Source organism: Pseudomonas sp. LBUM1659, assembly GCF_059716045.1.
In genome coordinates this window covers 4,457,974-4,480,838 of record NZ_CP166797.1, presented here as the reverse complement: position 1 = coordinate 4,480,838, position 22,865 = coordinate 4,457,974, and the positions used below count along the sequence as shown (strand labels likewise).

23 protein-coding genes and 2 pseudogenes are annotated in these 22,865 nt (G+C 58.7%); 16 read left to right on the top strand and 9 right to left on the bottom strand.

Annotated elements, in window-relative coordinates; all coding sequences use genetic code 11:
• Window positions 1–76: 76 nt before the first annotated feature.
• The 5 genes from ACA048_RS20240 to ACA048_RS20220 form a co-directional block, all read right to left on the bottom strand.
• The gene (locus tag ACA048_RS20240; RefSeq protein WP_497625991.1) at window positions 77–448 is read right to left on the bottom strand and encodes a glutathione S-transferase N-terminal domain-containing protein; all 372 of its coding nucleotides are present in this window, start codon (window positions 446–448) and stop codon (window positions 77–79) included.
• 104 nt (window positions 449–552) lie between these two features.
• Complete coding sequence (gene folE, locus ACA048_RS20235; RefSeq protein ID WP_003204506.1) at window positions 553–1,098, bottom strand: GTP cyclohydrolase I FolE; 546 nt, start codon at window positions 1,096–1,098, stop codon at window positions 553–555.
• A gap of 77 nt (window positions 1,099–1,175) precedes the next feature.
• Entirely contained in the window at window positions 1,176–1,733 is a 558-nt protein-coding gene (locus ACA048_RS20230; RefSeq protein WP_497625990.1) for a Smr/MutS family protein, read from the bottom strand.
• Window positions 1,734–1,819: 86 nt separating this feature from the next.
• The gene (locus tag ACA048_RS20225) at window positions 1,820–2,140 is read right to left on the bottom strand and encodes a hypothetical protein (RefSeq protein ID WP_497625989.1); all 321 of its coding nucleotides are present in this window, start codon (window positions 2,138–2,140) and stop codon (window positions 1,820–1,822) included.
• A 130-nt stretch (window positions 2,141–2,270) separates the two neighbouring features.
• Window positions 2,271–2,861, bottom strand: coding sequence for a cysteine hydrolase family protein (locus ACA048_RS20220; RefSeq protein WP_497625988.1), 591 nt, complete (start codon window positions 2,859–2,861; stop codon window positions 2,271–2,273).
• Window positions 2,862–3,100: 239 nt separating this feature from the next.
• Here ACA048_RS20220 and prmB point away from each other — a divergent pair, with 239 nt between their 5' ends.
• The gene (prmB, locus tag ACA048_RS20215; protein WP_497625987.1) at window positions 3,101–4,009 is read left to right on the top strand and encodes a 50S ribosomal protein L3 N(5)-glutamine methyltransferase; all 909 of its coding nucleotides are present in this window, start codon (window positions 3,101–3,103) and stop codon (window positions 4,007–4,009) included.
• Between the two features lie 42 nt (window positions 4,010–4,051).
• Here prmB and ACA048_RS20210 read toward each other — a convergent pair whose 3' ends face one another.
• Entirely contained in the window at window positions 4,052–4,843 is a 792-nt protein-coding gene (locus ACA048_RS20210) for a hypothetical protein (RefSeq protein WP_497625986.1), read from the bottom strand.
• A gap of 148 nt (window positions 4,844–4,991) precedes the next feature.
• Window positions 4,992–5,991 (bottom strand): annotated as a pseudogene (locus ACA048_RS20205) (alpha/beta hydrolase).
• 84 nt (window positions 5,992–6,075) lie between these two features.
• On the opposite strand from ACA048_RS20205, the gene aroC reads away from it, so the two are divergent.
• From aroC to ACA048_RS20185, 4 genes and pseudogenes are all read left to right on the top strand, one after another.
• On the top strand, window positions 6,076–7,167 hold the full coding sequence (aroC, locus tag ACA048_RS20200) for a chorismate synthase (protein ID WP_497625985.1): 1,092 nt from the start codon (window positions 6,076–6,078) through the stop codon (window positions 7,165–7,167).
• A 28-nt stretch (window positions 7,168–7,195) separates the two neighbouring features.
• Complete coding sequence (locus ACA048_RS20195; RefSeq protein ID WP_497625984.1) at window positions 7,196–8,347, top strand: MFS transporter; 1,152 nt, start codon at window positions 7,196–7,198, stop codon at window positions 8,345–8,347.
• Between the two features lie 118 nt (window positions 8,348–8,465).
• Window positions 8,466–9,011: a 1,2-dihydroxy-3-keto-5-methylthiopentene dioxygenase gene (locus ACA048_RS20190; protein WP_497625983.1), complete on the top strand. Its 546-nt coding sequence runs from the start codon at window positions 8,466–8,468 to the stop codon at window positions 9,009–9,011.
• Window position 9,012: 1 nt separating this feature from the next.
• Window positions 9,013–9,090, top strand: a pseudogene (locus tag ACA048_RS20185) (acireductone synthase); the annotation flags it as partial.
• Window positions 9,091–9,214: 124 nt separating this feature from the next.
• On the opposite strand, the gene ACA048_RS20180 reads toward ACA048_RS20185, so the two are convergent.
• Window positions 9,215–9,493: a DUF3509 domain-containing protein gene (locus tag ACA048_RS20180; RefSeq protein WP_223518706.1), complete on the bottom strand. Its 279-nt coding sequence runs from the start codon at window positions 9,491–9,493 to the stop codon at window positions 9,215–9,217.
• 341 nt (window positions 9,494–9,834) lie between these two features.
• On the opposite strand from ACA048_RS20180, the gene ACA048_RS20175 reads away from it, so the two are divergent.
• The 9 genes from ACA048_RS20175 (at window position 9,835) to ACA048_RS20135 (ending at window position 17,869) form a co-directional block, all read left to right on the top strand.
• Window positions 9,835–11,673, top strand: a complete 1,839-nt coding sequence (locus ACA048_RS20175; RefSeq protein WP_497625982.1) for a long-chain-acyl-CoA synthetase — start codon at window positions 9,835–9,837, stop codon at window positions 11,671–11,673.
• A gap of 96 nt (window positions 11,674–11,769) precedes the next feature.
• The gene (locus ACA048_RS20170) at window positions 11,770–12,288 is read left to right on the top strand and encodes an ankyrin repeat domain-containing protein (RefSeq protein ID WP_497625981.1); all 519 of its coding nucleotides are present in this window, start codon (window positions 11,770–11,772) and stop codon (window positions 12,286–12,288) included.
• 180 nt (window positions 12,289–12,468) lie between these two features.
• Window positions 12,469–12,999: a hypothetical protein gene (locus ACA048_RS20165; RefSeq protein ID WP_497625980.1), complete on the top strand. Its 531-nt coding sequence runs from the start codon at window positions 12,469–12,471 to the stop codon at window positions 12,997–12,999.
• Between the two features lie 79 nt (window positions 13,000–13,078).
• Window positions 13,079–13,270: a PLDc N-terminal domain-containing protein gene (locus ACA048_RS20160; protein ID WP_497625979.1), complete on the top strand. Its 192-nt coding sequence runs from the start codon at window positions 13,079–13,081 to the stop codon at window positions 13,268–13,270.
• Window positions 13,271–13,508: 238 nt separating this feature from the next.
• Window positions 13,509–13,742 (top strand): hypothetical protein, encoded by a 234-nt coding sequence (locus tag ACA048_RS20155; RefSeq protein ID WP_497625978.1) that lies wholly within the window; start codon window positions 13,509–13,511, stop codon window positions 13,740–13,742.
• Window positions 13,743–13,955: 213 nt separating this feature from the next.
• Entirely contained in the window at window positions 13,956–14,297 is a 342-nt protein-coding gene (locus ACA048_RS20150) for a ribonuclease E inhibitor RraB (RefSeq protein WP_223518717.1), read from the top strand.
• Between the two features lie 393 nt (window positions 14,298–14,690).
• Window positions 14,691–16,100, top strand: a complete 1,410-nt coding sequence (locus ACA048_RS20145) for a circularly permuted type 2 ATP-grasp protein (protein WP_027922514.1) — start codon at window positions 14,691–14,693, stop codon at window positions 16,098–16,100.
• Between the two features lie 12 nt (window positions 16,101–16,112).
• Window positions 16,113–17,063 (top strand): alpha-E domain-containing protein, encoded by a 951-nt coding sequence (locus tag ACA048_RS20140; protein ID WP_497625977.1) that lies wholly within the window; start codon window positions 16,113–16,115, stop codon window positions 17,061–17,063.
• Complete coding sequence (locus ACA048_RS20135; protein WP_497625976.1) at window positions 17,060–17,869, top strand: transglutaminase family protein; 810 nt, start codon at window positions 17,060–17,062, stop codon at window positions 17,867–17,869. The genes ACA048_RS20140 and ACA048_RS20135 overlap by 4 nt, the downstream gene beginning before the upstream one ends.
• Before the next feature lie 119 nt (window positions 17,870–17,988).
• Here ACA048_RS20135 and ACA048_RS20130 read toward each other — a convergent pair whose 3' ends face one another.
• Window positions 17,989–18,810, bottom strand: a complete 822-nt coding sequence (locus ACA048_RS20130) for a c-type cytochrome (protein WP_497625975.1) — start codon at window positions 18,808–18,810, stop codon at window positions 17,989–17,991.
• 595 nt (window positions 18,811–19,405) lie between these two features.
• Here ACA048_RS20130 and ACA048_RS20125 point away from each other — a divergent pair.
• Window positions 19,406–20,611, top strand: a complete 1,206-nt coding sequence (locus tag ACA048_RS20125; protein ID WP_497625974.1) for an acetyl-CoA C-acetyltransferase — start codon at window positions 19,406–19,408, stop codon at window positions 20,609–20,611.
• 28 nt (window positions 20,612–20,639) lie between these two features.
• Complete coding sequence (locus tag ACA048_RS20120) at window positions 20,640–22,784, top strand: 3-hydroxyacyl-CoA dehydrogenase NAD-binding domain-containing protein (protein WP_497625973.1); 2,145 nt, start codon at window positions 20,640–20,642, stop codon at window positions 22,782–22,784.
• The last annotated feature ends 81 nt before the right edge of the window (window positions 22,785–22,865 follow it).

The window sequence follows — 22,865 nt, the reverse complement described above, 5'->3', positions numbered from 1 at the left end:
CTCCCACAGGAGTATGCGATCAACTGTGGGAGCGAGCCTGCTCGCGATGGCGTCCATCAGAACACCGCAAAAACCATCAGGCTGCCGCGAAACGCTTATCCAGATAATCAATGATCACCTTGGACTCATACATCCAGGTCGTTTGACCGTTCTCTTCGATGCGCAGGCACGGCACCTTGATCTTGCCACCTTGCTCCAGCAGGGTATGGCGATCCTGTTCGCTGTTTTTCGCGTCACGCAACGCCACCGGAACATTCAGACGGCGCAGGGTACGGCGGGTCTTCACGCAAAACGGGCAGGCGTGGAATTGATACAGAGTCAGGTCTTTGGCAGCTGAGTTGACCTTGGCCTGAGCCTCGGCGGGGCGTTGCTTCTTGCCGGGACGAGTCAGGAAGTCGATGAAGATGATCAGTTGGCCAAGGCCGACACGAAGCGCTTTTACGAACACGTTGAAAGCCTCACGGTGCGAATGAAGAAGGGCGCGCAGCTTACCTGATTTTTTGCAGACGAAAAAAAACCGGCGATGAATGCCGGTTTTCTTCGTGCTACACATTACTTGATCAGGCTGAGAAACTCGCTGCGGGTGGCCGCGTTTTCGCGGAACTCACCGAGCATCACCGAGGTGATCATCGACGAATTCTGTTTCTCCACACCGCGCATCATCATGCACATGTGCTTGGCCTCGATCACCACCGCAACGCCCAAGGCGCCGGTGACTTGCTGGACCGCATCCGCGATCTGGCGGCTGAGGTTTTCCTGGATCTGCAGGCGGCGGGCGTACATGTCGACGATTCGCGCCACTTTCGACAGGCCCAGCACTTTGCCGCTCGGGATGTAGGCGACATGCGCCTTGCCGATGAACGGCAGCAGGTGGTGTTCGCACAACGAGTACAACTCGATGTCCTTGACCAGCACCATTTCGCTGTTGTCGGAGCTGAACAAGGCACCGTTGGTGACCTCTTCCAGCGTCTGTTCATAACCGCGGCAGAGGTACTGCATGGCTTTGGCGGCACGTTTTGGCGTGTCGAGCAGGCCCTCGCGGGAGACGTCCTCGCCAAGTTGACCAAGGATGGCCGTGTAATTCTGTTCCAGGGACATGAAACTACCTGTGGGGATTTTCGCAAAGGGCAAGGGTACGGTGGCAAACACGGCGCTGCAAGCATGACGCGACAGCTTTACTCGTCACGACCTTCCATCATGGTGCGTTTGAGCATCACATACACCGCTCCGGCGCCGCCATGTTTGGCCTGGCACGAGGTGAAGCCGAGCACCTGTGGGTGTTGGCGCAGCCAGGTGTTGACGTGACTTTTGATCATCGGCCGCTTGCCGTCCAGACGCACGGCTTTGCCGTGGGTGACGCGCACGCAGCGAATTTCGAATTTGGTCGCTTCGGCCAGAAAGGCCCAGAGGGTTTCTCGCGCTTTTTCCACACTCATGCCGTGCAGATCGAGGCTGCCCTCGAACGGAATCTGACCGACCTTGAGTTTGCGCATCTGGCTTTCCTGAACCCCGTCACGGGCCCACATCAACTCGTCTTCCGGGCCGACATCGATGACGAACTGATCGGACAGCCCATCCACGGTGGTGGCATCGGTGCGAATGGTCGCGGCTTGACGCAGCTTGGCAATTTGCGCGCGGTCGGCCTTGGGTTTGCCGGTTTCGGCGCGATCGTGCTTGATCGGCTTGACGCCTTGGATCGCACTTTTGAACAGGGAAAAATCGTTGTCTTGCATGTCAGCCTCCGCGAAGGGCGGCCAGTTTACCCAAGTCGAGGCGCTATCCATAACAATTGAGGCCCGGCAAATACCGGGTCTACTGTTCAGTCGTGTTTTTTCATCAGGTGCGGAGACATGTTCAGCCCGCGCGACTGGCGCGAACGGCGTCGGCACCGACGCCAAAGCCACACACCGAGGTACAGCAGGAACAGGCCGACCGCCAGAATCACTGCTGCACCGATCCGGCTGGTGTTCAGTTCGCCCAGCGCGGGTACGTGGCCAAACAGGCTGGCGGCAGCGGCCATGGCGAGCAAGACACCGCACGTTGCCAGCAACGCGGCAAACGCGGCGCCAATTCGAAAACGCCAGTTGCGTTGGCCTTTGGGCCGCAAGCGGCGAGCGTCAAAACCATCGGATAACTTCATTCCGACCTCCTCAATGGGTATCGGCCCTTCGACCGGGAGTTGACCGGGATGTTCCTGAGGCTAAGACAATTGCGGCAAATGGGTGACTTTTGCGGATGAGCGGCAGTATTGGCCGCTCATCAAGGGCCGATCAAATCAGATCGTGAGTGAGCGCGAGCGTGGCGAAGTTGTCCGCCATGATCGCCATTTCGGTCTGTTGAACGTGTTCGGCGCTCAACACGCCGCCCTTGTAAGGTAAATCGCGCGTGGCACAGGCGTCTTCCACCAGCGTGCAACGGAAACCCAGATTCTTCGCAGCGCGCACCGTGGTGCTGACACTGGAGTGACTCATGAAGCCGCAGACGATCAGGTCAAGGGCGCCGAGGTCCTCCAGGCGCTTTGCCAGTTCAGTGCCGTGGAATGCACTTGGCAGCAATTTGCCGATGATGGTTTCGTTGGCCAGTGGCTCAAGGCCAGGGATGAACTCACCGCGCTCGCCTTGTGGGTCGAACAGCCCGCCGACCGTGCCGAGGTGGCGTACATGCACGATGGTGCGGCCGGCCGCGCGGGCAGCCGCCAGCAATTGCTTGATGTTCGCGACGGCAGCGTCCATGCCGCTCAGGGCCAGCGGACCGCTGAGGTACTCCTTCTGTGCATCGATGATGACAAGGGTCGCATGGCTCAGATTGGCTGCTGCGTAACCGCGGCCGCTGAGTTGAAACATCGTTTTTGGAACGGACATTCTGGGGCTCCTTGGAGTGGGGCTTTTGCGCCATTGTCCTCTGGCTGAGCGTTTCTGTGAATCGCTACTATTGTAGATGTCGTCTTTACTGGCTTGCAGCCTTGTCAGTTTGCTCGTTTTGTTCAATAGCCAGCGGTAAAAAGGGAAGGGTCCTACATCTGGTCCGGTGTTTTTCCTGCGTCGTCGGGGCGCGTTTTGGCTGTTAGAATCGCCAGTCGTTTTTTCTGGAGTTTGCCGCCGTGATCACTTCCCGACTTCGTACCCTGCGTGACCATATTCGTTGGGCCGTCAGCCGCTTCCATGGGGAGGATCTGTTTTTCGGCCATGGGACTGACAACGCCTGGGATGAAGCCCGTCAACTGGTGTTGGGCGCCTTGCACTTACCGTGGGAAATAGCTGACAGCTACCTTGACTGCGCGTTGGAAGAAGATGAGCTGGTCAATTTGCAGCGTTTGCTCAAGCGTCGCATCGAAGAACGTATTCCGACTGCCTACTTACTGGGTGAAGCGTGGTTTTGTGGCATGTCGTTCATCGTCGACGAGCGTGTGCTGATCCCGCGTTCACCGATTGGCGAGCTGATCGAAAAACGTTTCGAGCCTTGGTTGGGTGCAGAGCCGGCACGCATTCTCGACCTCTGCACCGGTTCCGGTTGCATCGGCATCGCCTGTGCCTATGAATTCCAGAACGCCGAAGTGGTACTGGCCGACCTGTCGTTCGAAGCGCTGGAAGTGGCCAATCAGAACATTGAGCGTCACGGTGTCGATGAGCGGGTGTACACCGTTCAGGGCGATGGGTTTGATGGCTTGCCGGGTCAACGTTTCGACCTGATCGTGTCGAACCCGCCCTACGTCGATGCGGAAGATTTCGCCGATATGCCGGACGAGTATCAGCACGAGCCGGAGCTGGGGCTGGCCTGTGGTGATGATGGTTTGAACCTGGTGCGTCGCATGCTCGCTGAAGCCGCTGATCATCTGACCGAGAAGGGCTTGCTGATTGTCGAAGTGGGCAACAGCCAGGTTCACGTCGAGGCGTTGTACCCGGAAGTCGATTTCGCCTGGCTCGATTTCGAGCGTGGCGGGCATGGGGTGTTCATGTTGACGGCTGAGCAGTGCCGCGATCATCAGGCCCTGTTCGCTTCCCGCGTCTGACTCCGCAATGATCGTTCCCACGCAGAGCGTGGGAACGATCAGTTAGCGATGCGTAGCAATCCAGATCAACAACCCCGCCTGAAACACCGCAAACGCCACCAGGCACGTAATGGTAAAGCGCAGCCCGGCGTCTTCTTGCCTGTATTTGCTGACTTTTTCTTCGTGCGTCTGCAGCTTCACTTCCTGCTCGGCCAGGTTCTGTTCGGCCTGCTGAAGCATCTGCGCGGCTTCGAGGATTTCCACCAGTTGCAGCTTTTCGGTGTTCCAGTCGCCCGACAGGTCGCCGATCCGTACGGCTTCGACGCGGCCCTTCAAATGCTGGGCATCGGCATACACCACCTCAAAACCATGGGCCCCGAGAAAGTGATCGCGGCGTAGGCGGGTGTCTTCGTTCAGCGCATCTTTGTTGTTCAGGTCCATGCCGTCGACGGTGTAACCAGACCAGCGTTTCTTCGCCCAGGTGATCCCTTGAGCGGCCATGTAGCGGCCGATGCCACGGTTCATCGGTTCAATCTGCAGGCCACTGTCGGGCCCGAAATGCACGCTTTTGGTGGTGTGGTCGACCCACACGTCCAGATGATTCTGTTCTTTGCGCACACGCTGAGCGGGCAGGGTGATGCTCATGCGCATCAGGCTTTGATCCGTGCTGTGGCGTTCGGCATAGCCGAATTCGACAAAGCGCAGGGGCCGCCCGCCGGTGTTGCGGTCGGTTTTCAGCGGCGCCAGACGAAGCATCTTGTGGTGCTCGACGTGGACGTCCGCCCACGGCAGCTCAACCGCTGGAGGTGCGTCTTGTTCAGCGGTGGTGTCGGGTGAAGTCTGGGTATCAGTCATAACGGCGAGATCCTGTCCAAGCCCTGCCACCAGCCAGTGCGCTGGCGACAAAGGCTTATCGGCCGTTTTTGACAGGACTGGAGGGCCTGGGGGCGTTCTCAACCAGTTTTCACGCGTGAAAGCTGGTTGAGAACGCCCCCGGCAGCACTTAACGGGTGCGAAGTCCGTCAATAAACCCGAGGATTCGTGTGCCAAGTTCGGCAGCCAGCGGCAATTGTGGATCTTTATAAGAGGCCAATTGGCGTTTTACATCGTTGGGCACGATGCGCATGACGTGATTCATGCCTTCGATCAGCGCTAGTTCGGCGTCGGGTTTGGCGGCCTTCAGCAGCCTGGCGTCACCGACACCGACCTGAATGTCGTTGCTGCCCTGAATGATCAGCGCCGGCATCTTCAATCGGGCAAATGCCGCTGCCGGATCCTGGCGGAACAGCGAAATCAGGTACGGCTGCACACTCGGGCGGAATATCCCCTGCAATGGCGGTGGCACGTTGTCGTCGGTGTGGCCGGTCTTGAGGGTGTCGAGCAGCTCATTACTGCGTTGCATCAGCGCCGGAGGCAGTTGATTGCTCAATTGTTGGCGCAACACCTGATCGACCGGGCGAGCGCTGCCGGACAGGGAGATGACCGCCGCAGCATCCACACTCGGCGCCGCCAGGGTAGCAATCAAGGCACCTTCGCTGTGACCGAGCAGAATCAGCGGGCCGAAACGCGGATCACTTTTCAGCTTCTTGCCCCAGGCTTGCGCATCAGCCACATAGGCTTCAACCGACAGATTTCGTTCGTCCGGCGTGGCGGCAAGACTCGCCGCGACCCCGCGTTTATCGTAACGCACGCTGGCGATGTTGTGCTTGGCCAGCACCCAGGCCAGCCGTTTGAGGCTGTCGTTGCGTCCGCCGTCGGTGTTATTGCCGTCCCGATCCGTAGGACCTGAGCCGGAAATGATCAGGACAACCGGCACAGGATTGTCGGACTTGGGCAGCAACAGCGAGCCGAAAAGCTCACCGGTGCCGGTATCCAGGGTGACGGGTCGTTGCAGGACGGTGGCCTGCACAAAGCCGGTAAACAGGGTCAGGCTCAAGGCTAAAACTCGCAGCATCATCACGCCATCATTCACAAAGATGCCGTTTGGACTCACCGGCACCCATAAGGTTCGAGGATGAACTACTCGGGTAGCCTGCGTATACTGGCGCGCATTACGTATTCAGGTTCTATTTCACGGAGCGTCCTGCATGTCCGGCAATACCTACGGCAAGCTGTTCACTGTCACCACCGCGGGCGAAAGCCATGGCCCGGCGTTGGTCGCCATTGTCGACGGCTGCCCGCCGGGGCTGGAGATTTCCCTGGACGATCTGCAGCGTGATCTGGACCGCCGCAAGCCCGGCACCAGCCGCCACACCACGCAACGCCAGGAAGCCGACGAAGTCGAAATCCTTTCCGGCGTGTTCGAAGGTCGCACCACCGGTTGCTCCATTGGCCTGCTGATCCGCAACACCGACCAGAAGTCCAAGGACTACTCGGCGATCAAGGATCTGTTCCGTCCCGCCCATGCCGACTACACCTACCATCATAAATACGGTGAGCGTGATTACCGTGGCGGCGGTCGCAGCTCGGCCCGGGAAACCGCCATGCGCGTGGCCGCCGGGGCGATTGCGAAAAAGTACCTGGCGACGCAAGGCATCGTCATTCGCGGCTACATGAGCCAGCTCGGCCCGATTGAGATCCCGTTCAAGACCTGGGATTCGGTGGAAGAAAACGCCTTCTTCAGCCCTGACCCGGACAAAGTCCCGGAGCTGGAAGCCTATATGGACCAGCTGCGTCGCGATCAGGATTCAGTCGGTGCGAAAATCACCGTGGTGGCTGAGGGTGTGATGCCAGGCCTGGGCGAGCCGATTTTCGACCGCCTCGACGCCGAACTGGCCCATGCGCTGATGAGCATCAACGCAGTGAAAGGCGTGGAAATCGGCGCCGGTTTCGCCAGCGTCGCCCAGCGCGGCACCGAACATCGCGACGAAATGACTCCGGAAGGTTTCCTCAGCAACAATTCCGGCGGCATTCTGGGCGGCATTTCGTCCGGTCAGCCGATCGTCGCGCACCTGGCGCTGAAGCCGACGTCGAGCATCACCACGCCGGGGCGCTCCATCGACATCAATGGCAACCCGGTGGAAGTCATCACCAAAGGCCGTCACGACCCGTGCGTCGGCATTCGTGCCACGCCAATCGCTGAAGCGATGATGGCCATCGTGCTGATGGATCACCTTTTGCGTCACCGTGGGCAGAACGCCGATGTGCGCGTGAGCACCCCGGTGCTGGGTCAGCTTTAATGGCTGACCTGACAGCCGCTGCAGTCTGATGACGGCAGCGGCGCTCCCGTACTGGCGGCTCTCCAGTTTCTATCTGTTCTATTTCGCCTTGCTCGGTTCGACGGCGCCGTTTCTGGCGCTGTACTTCGATCACCTGGGCTTTTCCAGCGCGCGGATCGGCGAACTGGTGGCGATCCCGATGCTGATGCGCTGCGTCGCGCCGAACATCTGGGGCTGGTTGGGTGACTACACCGGCCGACGGCTGGCCATCGTGCGCTTCGGTGCGGTGTGTACGTTATTGACGTTTTCGCTGATTTTCGTCAGCAAGACCTACGCCTGGCTGGCAATGGTCATGGCGCTGCACGCGTTCTTCTGGCACGCGGTATTGCCGCAGTTCGAAGTGATCACCCTGGCGCACCTGAAAGGGCAGACCTCGCGCTACAGCCAGATCCGCTTGTGGGGTTCCATCGGTTTCATCATCACCGTGGTTTTGCTTGGCCGATTGTTCGAATGGCTGAGCCTCGACATCTATCCGGTGGCATTGGTGTTGATCATGGCCGGTATCGTCGTCAGCAGCCTGTGGGTGCCCAATGCCCAACCGGCTCAGGGTGAGCGGCTGGCGGGTGACGGTTTTCTCAAGCAATTGCGCAGCCCCGGCGTCCTGGCGTTTTATGGCTGCGTGGCGTTGATGCAAATGAGCCACGGGCCTTATTACACGTTTTTGACTTTGCACCTGGAACGTCTCGGCTATAGCCGAGGCGTGATCGGCATGCTCTGGGCGGTCGGCGTGGTCGCCGAAGTGTTGATGTTTCTGGCCATGACCCGAATCCTCGCGCGGTTCTCGGTGCGCCGGGTGCTGTTGGCGAGTTTCCTGCTGGCCGCCTTGCGCTGGGTACTGCTCGGTTCGTTTGCCGAGTTTCTTTGGGTGTTGCTGTTCGCCCAAGTGCTGCATGCGGCCACCTTTGGCAGCTTTCACGCGGCTGCCATTCAGTTTGTGCAACTTAGCTTTGGCGCCCGTCAGCAGGGGCAGGGCCAGGCGTTATACGCGGCACTGGCCGGCACCGGCGGCGCTTTGGGCGCGTTGTACTCCGGTTACAGCTGGACTGCCCTCGGCGCCCCATTGACCTTTAGTATTGCAAGCGTCGCATCCCTGGCGGCAGCCGTTATCATTGCCACACGACTGCAAGAGGACAGGCCATGAGCCTTACCCGAGGACACCTCGTCCAGGGCAGATCGAGGCCATTGAATTTTTTCGAGTGCGAGTTGAAGACGCGCGCGCTCTTTAACCGTAAAGCATGAACCGTTAAGGAGTTGCCCTGATGAGCAGCCTGTCCGTTTACCACGTCTCAAGCCCTGACCTGCCGAACAAGGTGCTGACCCATTTCGAAGACATCGCCTCGACCCTGGCCGAGCAGGGCGTGCGTTTCGACCGCTGGCAAGCGGCGGCGAAAATCCAGCCCGGCGCCAGTCAGGAAGAAGTGATCGCCGCGTATCAGGAACAAATCGACAAACTGATGACCGAACGCGGTTACCTCACCGTCGACGTTATCAGCGTGAACAGTGATCACCCGCAAAAAGCCGAACTGCGCGCCGAGTTCCTCGACGAACACCGTCATGGCGAAGACCTCGTCAGATTTTTCGTTGCTGGCCGTGGCTTGTTTACCTTGCACATCGACGATTACGTCTACGCGGTGCTCTGCGAAAAGAACGACCTGATCTCGGTGCCGGCCGGTACGCCGCATTGGTTTGACATGGGCGAACATCCCCATTTTGTGGCGATCCGTCTGTTCAATAATCCTGAAGGCTGGGTGGCCAACTTCACCGGCGAAGACATCGCGAGCCGCTTCCCGCGTCTTGAGGACTGAACTGGCGCGAGAAGGTGGGGAGTTGGCAGGGCATGTGACCGTCGACAGTTTTGCGCGGATCTATCTTTCAACTTTTTAAGATCAAGGCACATAACTCTATAGGAGCGAGGAAGCTCGCCCCTACATGGATTGTGCAATGCCAGAAACCATTCAGGCCGTGAAGCGAAAGCCCTCACGGCCTGTTTGTTTAAGCACTGGACGATTTACGCCGTGTGATAAGTCGGCAAAGCAAACCGTTGCTGGCTTTGCAACATGGAGATCTGCGGCAGTTCACTGGCCTGTTCCGCAAGGTCACGACGAATCGCACTGATCACCCACGACAACTGATCGCCAGCATGCAATTGCTGATAGGAAATCGAACGCTTGAACACCCGGCCTTCGGTGCTGCGCAGGGTCAGCAGAATCCCGCCGTCAGGACGCGCTTGAGTGGTCACTTCGAAGTTGGAGAACAGGGAAGAAAATTTTTCTTGGATCAGGTTCATGTCTATCAGCTCCGTATGCACATGATTGGCAAGCATGGAGAGGTAGTTGCAGCGATTGTGCCAGTATCCGATATTGTTAAAAACCTTATAAATCAATAGTTTATGTTTTTACAGGATTTATGCTTTCGTGCATTCTGCATGAATGGCCATCGTGCATCCTGCATTTTGAAAGATCGTTGCTGGTTAGATGGAACCAATCGGCAGGTCGGGGTTCATCGTTCGTCTGTCCGGGATGCGGATACAAAACATTGCAAAAACCGCGTGTACAGCCCAAGAACCGCTGACGTATTTTCGAGCTCAAAGAACGCCGCCCGACAATAAAAAAACCAGCGGGAGCACGCATGAAACGCAGGCCGAACGACACGATTACCTGGGGCATGATGCTCCGCAAACTACCGACGATCGCCAGAGCCATTCCCCGCGTGGTGAAGGGCCTGAAAGTTGCCAACGTCAAGGATCCGACCCAACCGTGTGGCCTGGGCTGGTGTTTCGAACAGGCGACGTTGCGCAATCCCGATGGCCCCGCGTTACTGCAGGACGACGTGGCGCTGACATATACACAGGTCAATCGATGGGCCAACCGCATCGCTCATCATCTGATTGCCCAAGGCATCGGCAAGGGCGACGTGGTCGCGGTCTTCATCGAGAACCGCCCGGAACTGCTGGTGACAATCCTGGCGGTGGCCAAGGTCGGCGCGATCAGCGCGTTGCTCAACACCTCGCAGACTCGCGATACCCTCGCGCACAGCCTGAACCTGGTGGCCCCGGTAGCGATCATTGTCGGCGGCGAATTGGTCCCGGCGTTTTCGCAAGTCCGCGAACGGGTGTTCATCGCCCCGGCGCGAACCTGGTGCGTCGCCGATCAAGCCACCTACAACCATCCGGGCATTGCGCCCGACGGCTTCGTCAACCTGATGACGGCCAGTGTCGACGCGCTCGACGACAATCCAGCCAGCAGCCAGCAGGTTTTTTTCGACGATCCTTGTTTCTATATCTACACCTCGGGCACCACAGGTTTGCCCAAGGCCGGCGTCTTCAAGCACGGGCGCTGGATGCGCAGTTCCGCCAGTTTCGGCCTGATCGCCCTGGACATGCAGCCCCACGACATCGTCTATTGCACCTTGCCGCTGTATCACGCCACCGGGCTCTGCGTGTGCTGGGGCTCGGCCATCAGCGGCGCCTCGGGGTTTGCCATCCGCCGCAAATTCAGCGCCAGCCAGTTCTGGAAAGACGTACGCAAATACCACGTGACCACTCTCGGCTACGTCGGCGAACTGTGTCGCTATCTGGTGGATCAACCACCCAGCGCCGAAGATAGCCAACACGGCGTGACAAAGATGATCGGCAACGGTTTGCGGCCCGGCGCGTGGAACGCCTTCAAGACCCGTTTCGGCGTCAACCATATCTGTGAACTGTATGCGGCCAGCGACGGCAATATCGGCTTCACCAACATTCTCAATTTTGACCACACCATTGGATTCTCGCTGATGGCCTGGGAATTGGTGGCCTACGACCACGACAGCGGCCAGCCGATTCGCAACGCCAAGGGTTTCATGAAAAAGGTGGCCAAAGGCGCACAGGGCTTGTTGCTGGCGAGAATCGACGACAAGGCGCCGCTGGACGGTTACACCGATCCGCAAAAGACCGAAAAAGTCGTGCTGCATGACGTGTTCAAGAAGGGTGATCGTTACTTCAACACCGGAGACCTGCTGCGCAACATTGGTTTCGGCCATGCGCAATTCGTCGACCGTTTGGGCGACACCTACCGCTGGAAGGGCGAAAACGTCTCGACCACGGAAGTGGAAAACATCCTCCTGCAACATCCGCACATCGCAGAAGCCGTGGCGTATGGCGTCGAAGTCCAAAACACCAACGGGCGTGCCGGCATGGCCGCGATTACCCCCGCCGAATCCCTGGCTACCCTGGATTTCAGCGAGTTACTGGATTTTGCTCGCCAGCAAATGCCGGCCTATGCGGTGCCGCTGTTTTTGCGGGTGAAAGTGAAAATGGAAACCACCGGTACCTTCAAATACCAGAAGACCCGGCTCAAGGACGAAGCCTTCGACCCCGGCAAAACCGGCGACGATCCGATCTACGCCTGGCTGCCCGGTACCCAGACCTACGTGCAGGTCACCGAGCAGGTGCTGGCGGATATTCACGGCGGCAAGTACCGCTATTGAATGTGCCTATGGTGGCCCTTGAGAAAAAACAAGTGACAGCGTGGGGGCCGCTCGGGAAACTGTCGGCTTTGCGAATAACCGAACAGGGAGCCCCCGATGTCAGACCAAAGCCGCCAGATGACCCCCGAAGAAGCCGCTGAATTTGCCGAACAGGTCTTCAACAAGGCGCGCGAGGGCGATGCGGCCATGATGGCTGCGCTGCTGACCAAAGGCCTGCCGCCCAACCTGCGTAACCACAAGGGCGACACCTTGCTGATGCTGGCCGCTTACCATGGCCACGTGGATACCGTGAAAGTCCTGCTCGAACACAAGGCCGATCCGGAAATCCGCAACGACAACGGCCAAAGCCCGATCGCCGGTGCCGCATTCAAGGGCGACCTGGCGGTGGTCAAGGCCTTGGTAGAGGGCGGCGCGCAAGTGGAAGGTTCATCGTTTGATGGCCGTACCGCGCTGATGATGGCGGCGATGTTCAACCGTGTCGAAATCGTCGACTACCTGATCAGCAAAGACGCAGATCCGAAAGCCAAGGACGCCAACGGCGTCTCGGCACTCGATGCCGCGAAAACCCTCGGCGCCACCGACACCATCGCCCAGCTGGAAAAACTGCTCGGCTGATCCGCCTGGCAGGGATTTTTGTATTCAGGAGATTCTGTGGCGAGGGAGCTTGCTCCCTCGCCACAGGTAGCTCCCAAACAACAGGCAACCCCTCACCACAGGTCTAAGCCTGCTCGGTAACTTCCTGCGAATGCGCTATCCTTCTCGCCCTCAAAATTCATTCGCTACAGGATCCACCTCATGAAAGCCGCACTCGTCGAACTCATCAGCAAAATCAGCTCCGGGTGCATGAGCGATGACGAAATCCTGAAGGTCGCTGACGAAGCGGCTCAGGCTTACGCTGATCCTGAAGCTTTTCTGAAGGTCAACCCGGATATCAACTACGACGATACGTTTCCGATCCCCTTGGGCGAATGGGTGGTTGTCGGCAGTCTGCCGGAGACGGTGCTGTTCCAGGCCGACACTTACGTGGACCTGTTCGCCCAGATCGTCGCTTCGTTCGGTCCTGGAGTTGATTTCAATATCAAACCCAAGCAACTGGCCAAAACCGAAGCCCTGACCGCGCTCAACCGCATTCAGGTGCAAATGGGCAGCATGAACAAGGAAAACGGCGGCTACACGCTGATGAACTTCAGCCAGTTGCTCGACGACGAGCTGCAAGTGGTGCTGGTCTACGGCAACGACGTGCCGCGCGTGCTGGAGCTGTGCTCCGAGGTCGGCATCGCCGCTGCGCCATCCCTGGAAGCCTTGAAAGTGGCGATCCATATCTGACGTTAACCCAGTAATAAATCGGAACCCTGGCATTGGGCGGCTATCCTAAGAGTGCAAATTACTCTTAGGGAGCGTCACCATGGGTTCTACGTTCAACAGTCTGATTGCCTTGATCATTTTCGTTCTGGATATCTGGGCCATCATCAACGTGTTTAAAAGTGGCGCCACCACCGGGATGAAAGTCATCTGGGTGCTGTTGATCGCGTGCTTGCCGGTGCTGGGGCTGATCATCTGGGCTATCACCGGGCCGCGGGCTGACGTACGGATCTGACTCAGACCTGAAGGTCGGTACATTCCCTGTAGTAGCGGGCTTGCCCGCGAAAGCGGTGTATCAGTCACAAATTTACTGACTGAAAGTCCGCTTTCGTCGGAACGCCGCCCGGAGCCGGCTCGCTCCCTCACGGGGCCTGTTTTTTCATGCAAGAACGTGGCAATCCGTTGAACGAACAGCCCGCGAAAAAGTCCAGATGCTTGTAAGCCCATCCATGGGTTTTATCGAGGAGGCACTGATGCAAAAGTGGAAGATCACTTTCGTGGATGATCACGGTGAAACAGTCGATGAAGTCTTTGAGTGCGACGAGTGCCCGGACAACGAGCAAGCTGCCAAACTCATCAAGGCCCGACTCCTTCCTGTCGCCGCCGAACTGGATCTGAACGATCTGGAAGGGCGAACTCCCGATGCGACCGCAAAAAGTCTTAAAACTCAGAACAGCATACAAATCCTCGGCATCACGCCAATCTGAACATCTCCTGTCACATTCTCATCCAGGCCTTGGCAGCGGCTCTCTCTTGAGGCTACTCTGCAATCGAGATCAGCGAACGGATCGCTAAGGTCTGGTCTTGTCAGCTACATGCTTGCTTCCCACCGGCAACGAGGTTGCCGCATCGCTCGCACCACTCGGTTGCGCGTGCCGGGAATACGGAAAGTCTATCCATCACTATGAGGGGGACGTTTCATGAGCACAGCCTATCAAGAAGACATCAGCAGCTCGGTGCTGCGCCGCATGAAAGAAGGCGGTTTCGATTTTTCAAGATTCCATCCCATCGAGTTCTACGCCATTTTTCCCGACGAGGAGCGGGCCCGCAGAGCAGCAGGTCATTACCGTGGTGAGTCCTTGAATGCGCAAATCAGTGTGCGCGACGACGGCGCATGGGCGCTCGAACTGAGCAAAGTCATGTACGCCACTTACGATGACATCGGCGATTTTGAGCAATGTTTTGAGGCCGTGGTCGAGCCTCTGGGCGGGATCATTGAAGGATGGGGCGTCAAGCAGGAGGTACGAGGGCTACTCGCATAATCTTATGAACAGTGACACTCGCTAACGGCTGACCTTCGGGTTGGCCGTTTTAGTTTATGGGGCGGCAAAACCTTTCTGGCAAAATCCTGAAACAAGAATCCGGCGCAAAAAAAACCGCCTGAGCAGGCGGCTAAAGGGAAGTTCGGACTGTTTTTCAGCGAATGCGCGGATTATCCGCACCGGCGGGCGGGCAGTGAAATCAACTCTGACTATGCTGGTGATAGGCGACGACGTCGCCTTGTAATGAAGCGGGGGCAATCAAGTTGGGGCGTTTGCTGCACAGGATTGGTGCGGTATTAACGGTGTTGATTTCCAACTGATTGATATAAAAGCGTTTATGCCGATGGCACGGGCCTTGCGAAGCCTAGATGTCCGGGTGACAAGGAGTACGGCATGATCCGCACCTATTTTGATGAAATGTACGATGCCGGCGGTCAGGTCCGCCCGCATTATCGGGAGTTTGCCCGTTGGCTGGCCGAAACGCCTGACGAGCTTTTGGCACAACGGCGACGCGAGGCCGATCTGTTGTTTCATCGCGCCGGGATTACTTTTACGCTCTATGGGGACGAGCAGGGGACAGAGCGCCTGATTCCCTTCGATACAATCCCTCGCAGCATCCCTGCCAGTGAATGGCGGGTCGTCGAGCGCGGCTGCATTCAGCGGGTCAAGGCATTGAACATGTTCCTTGCCGACCTCTATCACGAGCAGCGCATCATCAAGGCGGGCATCATTCCTGCCGAGCAAGTGCTGGCCAACGAGCAATACCAGTTGGCAATGCAAGGGCTGGATCTGCATCGGGATATCTATTCGCACATCTCTGGCGTCGATCTGGTGCGCGACGGCGACGGCACGTACTACGTGCTCGAAGACAACCTGCGTACACCCAGCGGCGTGAGCTACATGCTCGAAGATCGCAAGATGATGATGCGGCTGTTTCCCGAACTGTTCGCGGCGCAGCGCATTGCCCCCATCGATCACTATCCGAATTTGCTCCTGGATACCCTGAAAAGTTCCAGCCCGATCGACAATCCGAGCGTGGTGGTGTTAACGCCGGGTCGCTTCAACAGCGCGTTTTTCGAGCATGCCTTTTTGGCCCGAGAGATGGGCGTTGAACTGGTGGAAGGCGCGGACCTGTTCGTGCGCGATGACAAAGTGTTCATGCGCACCACAGACGGGCCGAAAGCCGTCGATGTGATCTACCGTCGCCTCGACGATGCATTCCTCGACCCGCTCGCGTTCAATCCGGATTCGATGCTGGGTGTTCCGGGCCTGCTGTCATCGTACCGCTCCGGCAACGTGGTGCTGGCGAATGCCATCGGCACCGGGGTCGCGGACGACAAGTCGGTGTATCCGTTTGTCACCGACATGATCCGTTTCTACCTCGACGAAGAACCGATCCTGAAAAACGTGCCGACATTTCAGTGCCGCAACCCATCTGAACTGTCCCACGTGCTGGCCAATCTTCCCGATTTGGTGGTCAAGGAAACCCAAGGCTCCGGCGGTTACGGAATGCTGGTCGGGCCGGCGGCGACGGCGGCGGAAATCGAGTCGTTCCGCGCGCGGATCAAAGCCAAGCCGCACGCGTACATCGCGCAACCGACGTTGTCCCTGTCGACCTGTCCAACCTTTGTCGAAAACGGCATCGCCCCACGCCACATCGACCTGCGTCCGTTTGTATTGTCTGGCCGCGAAACCCGGGTTGTGCCCGGCGGTTTGACCCGTGTCGCCCTGCGTGAAGGCTCTCTGGTGGTGAATTCATCCCAGGGTGGCGGAACCAAGGACACCTGGGTGGTCGAGGATTGAAGGAAGCTTGCCATGCTAAGTAGAACTGCCTCGGATTTGTATTGGATGTCGCGTTACCTGGAGCGAGCGGAAAACCTCGCACGGATGCTCGACATCAGTTATTCGCTGTCGCTGATGCCACAGGATGGCCGCGGTGACGGGCTGCACGAACTCGCCATGCCGTTGCTGATTACCGGCACGCTGGACGATTATCTGGAGCGCCACGGCGAGCTGCATGCCGAACGGCTACTGCATTTCTTTGCCTTGGACGCGGCCAATCCGGCCAGCATTTACAGCTGCCTCGGTTCGGCGCGGGCCAGTGCCCATGCTGTGCGTGGGCGAATCACCGCCGACATGTGGGAAAACATCAACGCCACCTGGCTGGAGATTCGCGGGATTGCCGAACAGGGTTTGAGCCGCTACGGCATGAGCCGTTTTTGCGAATGGATCAAGGAACGTTCCCACCTGTTTCGGGGCGCGTCCTACGGCACCATCATGCGTAACGATGCGTTCCGCTTCATTCGTCTGGGAACATTTATCGAAAGGGCTGACAACACGCTGCGCCTGCTCGACGCTCGCTACGAAATGGCCGGCGATCAAGCCGAAGCCGTCAGTGACAGTACGGCGCACGCCTATTATCAGTGGAGCGCATTGCTTCGTGCGCTGTCGTCGTTCGAGGCGTACACCGAGATCTACCGCGACGCCCCCGGTGCCCGGCATGTGGCTGAGTTGCTGTTGCTGCGGGCCGATGTGCCGCGCTCCTTGCGTGCCTGCACGGAGGAAATCGACCAGATCCTCGCCAGCCTGCCGGGGGCTAACGGTCGTCCGGCACAACGCCTGGCCGCTGAGATAGACGCGCGCCTGCGCTACACCGGCATCAACGAAATTCTCGACGAAGGCCTGCACGCCTGGCTGACCGAGTTCATCCCGCTGGTGCGCCAGTTGGGCAACGCCATTCACAGTTCTTACCTGGAGGCTGCATGAGACTTTCCATTAGCCACGAAACCACCTATCACTATGAAGATCAGGTGCGGGCGAGCATCCAGTACCTGCGACTGACACCCCACGACAGCGAGCGTCAGCACGTGCTCAGCTGGCAGCTTGACCTGCCGCGCCCGGTACGCGCGCAACTCGATCCGTTCGGCAACATATTGCACGTGCTGACCATGGACGAGCCGCACGAGGCAATCATCATCGGCGCCCGTGGCCAGGTCGATATCGACGAACTGCGCGAAGCCGAGCATGAAAGCCAGTCGGCGCTGCCGTTTTTGCGTTTCACCCGCCTGACCGAAGCCGACGAAGCGTTGCGAGCGTTCGCGCAAAAGGAATGCAAGACACGTCGGGATCGCACCGCGCTGATCGACTTGATGCATGGCCTTAACCAACATATGACCTACACGCCGGGCTCAACCGAAGTCGACACCAGCGCGGCTCAGGCCTTCGCCGGGCGTTCAGGCGTCTGTCAGGACCACACCCATGCCTTTCTCGCCTGTGCGCGCAGCCTGGGCATTGCGTCGCGTTATGTGTCCGGTTATCTGTACAGCGAGAACAGCGAACACCTGGCCAGCCATGCCTGGGCAGAAGCCTGGCTCGATGATGCCTGGTACAGCTTTGACGTGACCAATGAACTGGCTCGTCCGGAGCGCCACTTGAAACTGGCGGTTGGCCTGGATTACCTGGATGCCTGCCCGGTCCGCGGGATGCGCCGGGGCGGCGGGTGCGAGCAGATGCATGCAAAGGTGTTTGTGTCGCCAACGCCGATGCCGGTTATCTCTGTCCAGCAACAATAATCAGCAGCGTCACAAATCCCTTATAGGAGTGAGCCTGCTCGCGATAGCGGTGTGTCAGTCACAGATTTGCTGACTGGAAGACCGCTATCGCGAGCAGGCTCACTCAGGGGGGATGGGTGTCAGGGTTTAACCTTGCGCCCGGCCATGTGCTTCAAATACCCCACCAGCATGTCCAGATCCCCCTCCGGTAATACCTGCGCGGTAAACCCCGGCATCTTCGCCTGCGGCCACTGGCGCAAGCCTTGCGGATCACGGATATACCGCTTCAGGAAGTCCGCCCCAAAATACTCGGTCGGGTTATACGGAATATTCAGATCCGGCCCGAACTGCGCATCCCCGGCACCGTTCAGTCGATGGCACGCCAGGCAGTTCTTTTGAAACAACGCAAAACCTTGATTGACTGGATTGTCCGCTTTCAAGGCCGGATCCGGCAGCAGGGCAGGGAAACGTTCGGCCACCGGTGCCATACGCTTGATGCTCGCCACTTGGAACGGCCATTGCTCGGGGCTGATATTGCCCGCTTGAGGATCCGTCCAGACCAGATAAAACGGCCCGGCACTCGGCTTGCCTTCAGACAACGCTGGCCACGGTTTGGCTGGGTCTTCAATCGCCAACCAAGCCTGCGCACCCTGGGTGTTGAGCAACGGTGCAGCGGCCAACTCGGCGGCGAATCCGTCCAGCGCCACGGCTTGCAGATGGTCAGCTGGCTTGATGCCGGTCAACAACGCCGCCAGCGGCACCGCTTGATAACTCATTTCCCGTTTGTAGGAAACGTCGTCAGCAATGCGCAGGGTCTGGAGTTGCGGGTGCTTGAGCAGCTCCTCGGTCTGCCAGGTGCGACTGCTCGCGCCCAGCTCAAGGTTCAGCTGTGCGGCAAACAGAGGCGTGCTGAACAGCAAGGCCCCGATCAGACTGAGCGTTTTCAATAGATCGCCATCCATGTCGTGAAAGTGCCACAAAGGTTGGCACACCCACGCTGGCTCGGGTAGCGAGCCAGTCACATTTTTAGAATGACGATATAAATACCTGACGCCGTATTTTTTTACCGACTAGCCAATCACCTTGGTCAGATTCGGCAAAATCAACAACAGCGTGGTAGCGAAAAGAATGAGCCCGGCTTGACGTACTTTCGAATGTTTGAACATGGCTTGACCGCCTTTTTTGTTATTTCCTGATGCCTGCCTGCATATCTCCATGACGGCAGAGCGTTGCACTTCCTGTCAGACGAGCGCCTCGGCAAAACCCGACGACAACTTCGTACACTTCACCTTAGAGCCCACGTCACCCGTGGTTTAGATCTATTTCGTATGGGACTTGCATAAAAAGCTATAAAAAAGTCATGAGGCCTATTGCCAGCTTCTTGGGCGCCCTTTTGCTAGACAGCTCCGTGTCCTGAATCGGTGAATCCCATTGTTCACTACCGTCCGTCTGAGCGTGTCCGTCAACGTCTGTGAGCGCTGCGGTCATTGAATCCGCGGCGGCTCGGCATAAGAGTGAGTGCTCAGTATTTACTCACTGCCCAGGTTCGAGGACGTCATGACCCAAGCTTTGATATTCGATGCGTTACGCACGCCCCGCGGCAAAGGCAAGGCCGATGGCGCCCTGCACAGCGTCAAACCGGTCAATCTGGTGGCCGGGTTGCTGACGGCGCTGCAACAGCGCACCTCGCTCGATACCAGCCAGGTCGATGATGTTGTGCTCGGCTGCGTGACGCCTATTGGTGATCAAGGCTCCGATATCGCCAAGACCGCGACCCAAGTGGCGGATTGGGACGTCAGCGTCGCGGGTGTGCAGATCAACCGTTTTTGCGCTTCGGGCCTTGAGGCGGTGAACCTCGGCGCGATGAAAGTGCGCTCCGGTTTCGAAGACCTGGTGGTGGTCGGCGGTGTCGAGTCGATGTCCCGCGTGCCAATGGGCAGTGACGGCGGGGCCTGGGCGCTGGACCCGGAGACCAATCTGCACAGCCATTTCACCCCGCAGGGCGTGGGCGCTGACCTGATCGCCACCCTTGAAGGTTTCAGCCGCCAGGACGTCGATGCCTACGCGCTGCACTCGCAACAGAAAGCAGCGCGGGCGCGGGCGAACGGTTCGTTCAACAAGTCACTGGTGCCGGTGCAGGATCAGAACGGCATCATCCTGCTCGATCACGATGAGTTCATTCGCGCCGACTCCACCCTGGAAGGCTTGGGCAAGCTCAAGCCGAGCTTCGAGATGATGGGGCAGATGGGCTTCGACGCCACGGCGTTGCGCGTCTACAGCCATGTCGAACGGATCAATCACGTTCACACGCCGGGCAACAGTTCCGGGATTGTCGATGGCGCCGCGCTGATGCTGATCGGTTCCGAAGCCAAGGGGCGGGCGCTGGGCTTGCAGCCACGGGCGCGGATCGTCGCCACGGCGGTCACCAGCACCGACCCTACCATCATGCTCACCGGCCCCGCGCCGGCCACCCGTAAAGCTCTGGCCAAGGCCGGCCTGCGGGTTGAGGACATCGACCTGTTCGAAGTCAATGAAGCGTTTGCCTCGGTGGTGCTCAAATTCATCAAGGACATGGCCGTCGACCCGGACAAAGTCAACGTCAACGGCGGTTCCATCGCCATGGGCCACCCGCTGGGCGCCACGGGGTGCGCGATTCTCGGCACGCTGCTCGATGAGCTGGAAACCCGACGCCTGCGCTATGGCCTCGCGACGCTGTGTGTCGGCGGCGGCATGGGCATTGCCACCATCATCGAACGCCTCTGAGCCCCCGACTATCAAAGGAAACATGTTCATGACTGAAGCCATTCGTTACGAAAAAGGTCAGGACCAGATCGTCGTCCTGACCATCGACTTGCCGGGCCAGAGCGCCAACACTATGAACGCGGTCTACCGCGAAGCCATGGCCGCCTGCGTGGCCCGCCTGGTCGCTGAAAAGGACAGCATTGCCGGGGTCATCATCACTTCGGCGAAGAAGACGTTCTTCGCCGGCGGCGACCTCAATGAACTGATCAAGGTCGGCAAACACGAAGCCAAAGCGTTCTACGACATGGTGCTGACGCTTAAGGGACAATTGCGCACCCTGGAAACCCTTGGCAAACCGGTGGTGGCCGCGATTAACGGCGCAGCATTGGGCGGCGGCTGGGAAATTTGTCTGGCGTGCCATCACCGCGTGGCGCTGGACAATCCGGCCGTTCAACTCGGCCTGCCGGAAGTCACCCTTGGCCTGTTGCCGGGGGGCGGCGGGGTGGTGCGCATGGTGCGGATGCTGGGGATTGAGAAATCCTTGCCGTACCTGCTCGAAGGCAAAAAAGTCCGACCACAACAGGCGTTACAGGCCGGCTTGATTGACGAGTTGGCGAAAAATCCTGACGAATTGCTGAGCAAGGCACGGGCCTGGATTCTGGCCAACGCAACGGCAATTCAGCGCTGGGACGTGAAGGGTTATCAGATCCCGGGCGGTACGCCGTCGAACCCGAAAGTCGCGCAAATGCTCGCCATCGCGCCGTCGATCCTGCGCAGCAAAACCCAAGGCTGCATGCCCGCGCCGGAAAAAATCCTCTGTGCGGCGGTTGAAGGTGCTCAGGTGGATTTCGACACCGCGCACCTGATTGAAACCCGTTACTTCACCGAATTGACCACCGGCCAAATCTCGAAAAACCTGATCGGCACGTTCTGGTTCCAGCTCAACGAAATCAATGCCGGCGGCTCGCGGCCTCAGGGTTTCTCCCCCTACTTGACGCAAAAAGTCGGGGTGCTCGGCGCCGGGATGATGGGCGCGGGCATCGCGTTTGTCAGCGCATCGGCGGGCATCGAGGTGGTGCTCAAGGACATCACCCTGGCAGCAGCAGAGAAGGGCAAGGCCCATTCGGCAGCGCTGCTGGACAAGAAAGTCGCGCGGGGCCAGATGATTGCCGAGCAGCGTGAAGCGATTCTGGCGCGGATCCGCACCACCGAAAGCGATGCGGACCTGGCCGGTTGCGATTTGATCATCGAGGCGGTATTCGAGGACCGTGAGCTCAAGGCCAAGGTCTCGTCGGCCGCGCAAAAAGTCGTCGGCCCGGCTGCGGTGATTGCCTCAAATACCTCGACCTTGCCAATCAGCGGCCTGGCCACTGCGGTGCCGGATCAGAGCAAATTCATTGGACTGCACTTCTTCAGTCCCGTGGAAAAAATGCCGTTGGTGGAAATCATCAAAGGCGCCCACACCAGCGACGAAACGCTGGCTCGCGGGTTTGATTTCGTCCTGCAAATCAAGAAAACCCCGATTGTGGTCAACGACAGTCGCGGTTTCTTTACTTCGCGGGTATTCGGCACTTTCACCAACGAAGGCATCGCCATGCTCGGCGAAGGCGTCAGCGCGCCGATGATCGAAACCGAAGCGCGAAAGGCGGGCATGCCCATTGGGCCTCTGGCTATCTCTGACGAAGTTTCCCTCAGCCTCATGAGCCATATCCGCCAGCAAACGGCTAAAGACCTGCAAGCAGAAGGGAAACCTTTGCCAGAGCACCCGGCGTTTGCCGTGATCGACTTGCTGCTCAACGAATACAAACGGCCCGGTAAAGCGGCAGGCGGCGGTTTCTACGAATACCCGGCCGCTGGCCAGAAACATCTGTGGCCAGCGCTGAAAAGCCGATTCGAGAGGCCTGACGGGCAGATTTCGCCAAAGGATGTGCGTGATCGCCTGCTGTTCGTGCAAGCCATCGAGACCGTTCGCTGTGTGGAGGAGGGCGTGTTGACGTCGACGGCAGACGCGAACGTCGGCTCGATCTTCGGCATCGGTTTTGCGGCCTGGACCGGCGGTGCGTTGCAATTCATCAATCAGTACGGCGTGCAAGACTTCGTCGCCCGCGCCCAATACTTGGCCGCGCAGTATGGTGAGCGCTTCAATCCGCCGGCCTTGTTGCTGGAAAAAGCCGCTAAAGGGGAGGCGTTTTAAGGGACCGGTGACGCCTCTCGGGGCTTGCCTTGGAACGGTGTTTCGAGGCAGGCTCTGGGGTGTGCATTATTCCCATCACGT

Excerpts from the sequence above, each read along its gene's own strand:
- folE (WP_003204506.1), bottom strand. The coding sequence starts at position 1,098 with ATGTCCCTGGAACAGAATTACACGGCCATCCTTGGTCAACTTGGCGAG.
- ACA048_RS20230 (WP_497625990.1), bottom strand. The coding sequence starts at position 1,733 with ATGCAAGACAACGATTTTTCCCTGTTCAAAAGTGCGATCCAAGGCGTC.
- ACA048_RS20225 (WP_497625989.1), bottom strand. The coding sequence starts at position 2,140 with ATGAAGTTATCCGATGGTTTTGACGCTCGCCGCTTGCGGCCCAAAGGC.
- ACA048_RS20220 (WP_497625988.1), bottom strand. The coding sequence starts at position 2,861 with ATGTCCGTTCCAAAAACGATGTTTCAACTCAGCGGCCGCGGTTACGCA.
- ACA048_RS20210 (WP_497625986.1), bottom strand. The coding sequence starts at position 4,843 with ATGACTGATACCCAGACTTCACCCGACACCACCGCTGAACAAGACGCA.
- aroC (WP_497625985.1), top strand. The coding sequence starts at position 6,076 with ATGTCCGGCAATACCTACGGCAAGCTGTTCACTGTCACCACCGCGGGC.
- ACA048_RS20195 (WP_497625984.1), top strand. The coding sequence starts at position 7,196 with ATGACGGCAGCGGCGCTCCCGTACTGGCGGCTCTCCAGTTTCTATCTG.
- ACA048_RS20190 (WP_497625983.1), top strand. The coding sequence starts at position 8,466 with ATGAGCAGCCTGTCCGTTTACCACGTCTCAAGCCCTGACCTGCCGAAC.
- ACA048_RS20180 (WP_223518706.1), bottom strand. The coding sequence starts at position 9,493 with ATGAACCTGATCCAAGAAAAATTTTCTTCCCTGTTCTCCAACTTCGAA.
- ACA048_RS20175 (WP_497625982.1), top strand. The coding sequence starts at position 9,835 with ATGAAACGCAGGCCGAACGACACGATTACCTGGGGCATGATGCTCCGC.
- ACA048_RS20170 (WP_497625981.1), top strand. The coding sequence starts at position 11,770 with ATGTCAGACCAAAGCCGCCAGATGACCCCCGAAGAAGCCGCTGAATTT.
- ACA048_RS20165 (WP_497625980.1), top strand. The coding sequence starts at position 12,469 with ATGAAAGCCGCACTCGTCGAACTCATCAGCAAAATCAGCTCCGGGTGC.
- ACA048_RS20160 (WP_497625979.1), top strand. The coding sequence starts at position 13,079 with ATGGGTTCTACGTTCAACAGTCTGATTGCCTTGATCATTTTCGTTCTG.
- ACA048_RS20155 (WP_497625978.1), top strand. The coding sequence starts at position 13,509 with ATGCAAAAGTGGAAGATCACTTTCGTGGATGATCACGGTGAAACAGTC.
- ACA048_RS20150 (WP_223518717.1), top strand. The coding sequence starts at position 13,956 with ATGAGCACAGCCTATCAAGAAGACATCAGCAGCTCGGTGCTGCGCCGC.
- ACA048_RS20145 (WP_027922514.1), top strand. The coding sequence starts at position 14,691 with ATGATCCGCACCTATTTTGATGAAATGTACGATGCCGGCGGTCAGGTC.
- ACA048_RS20140 (WP_497625977.1), top strand. The coding sequence starts at position 16,113 with ATGCTAAGTAGAACTGCCTCGGATTTGTATTGGATGTCGCGTTACCTG.
- ACA048_RS20135 (WP_497625976.1), top strand. The coding sequence starts at position 17,060 with ATGAGACTTTCCATTAGCCACGAAACCACCTATCACTATGAAGATCAG.
- ACA048_RS20130 (WP_497625975.1), bottom strand. The coding sequence starts at position 18,810 with ATGGATGGCGATCTATTGAAAACGCTCAGTCTGATCGGGGCCTTGCTG.
- ACA048_RS20125 (WP_497625974.1), top strand. The coding sequence starts at position 19,406 with ATGACCCAAGCTTTGATATTCGATGCGTTACGCACGCCCCGCGGCAAA.
- ACA048_RS20120 (WP_497625973.1), top strand. The coding sequence starts at position 20,640 with ATGACTGAAGCCATTCGTTACGAAAAAGGTCAGGACCAGATCGTCGTC.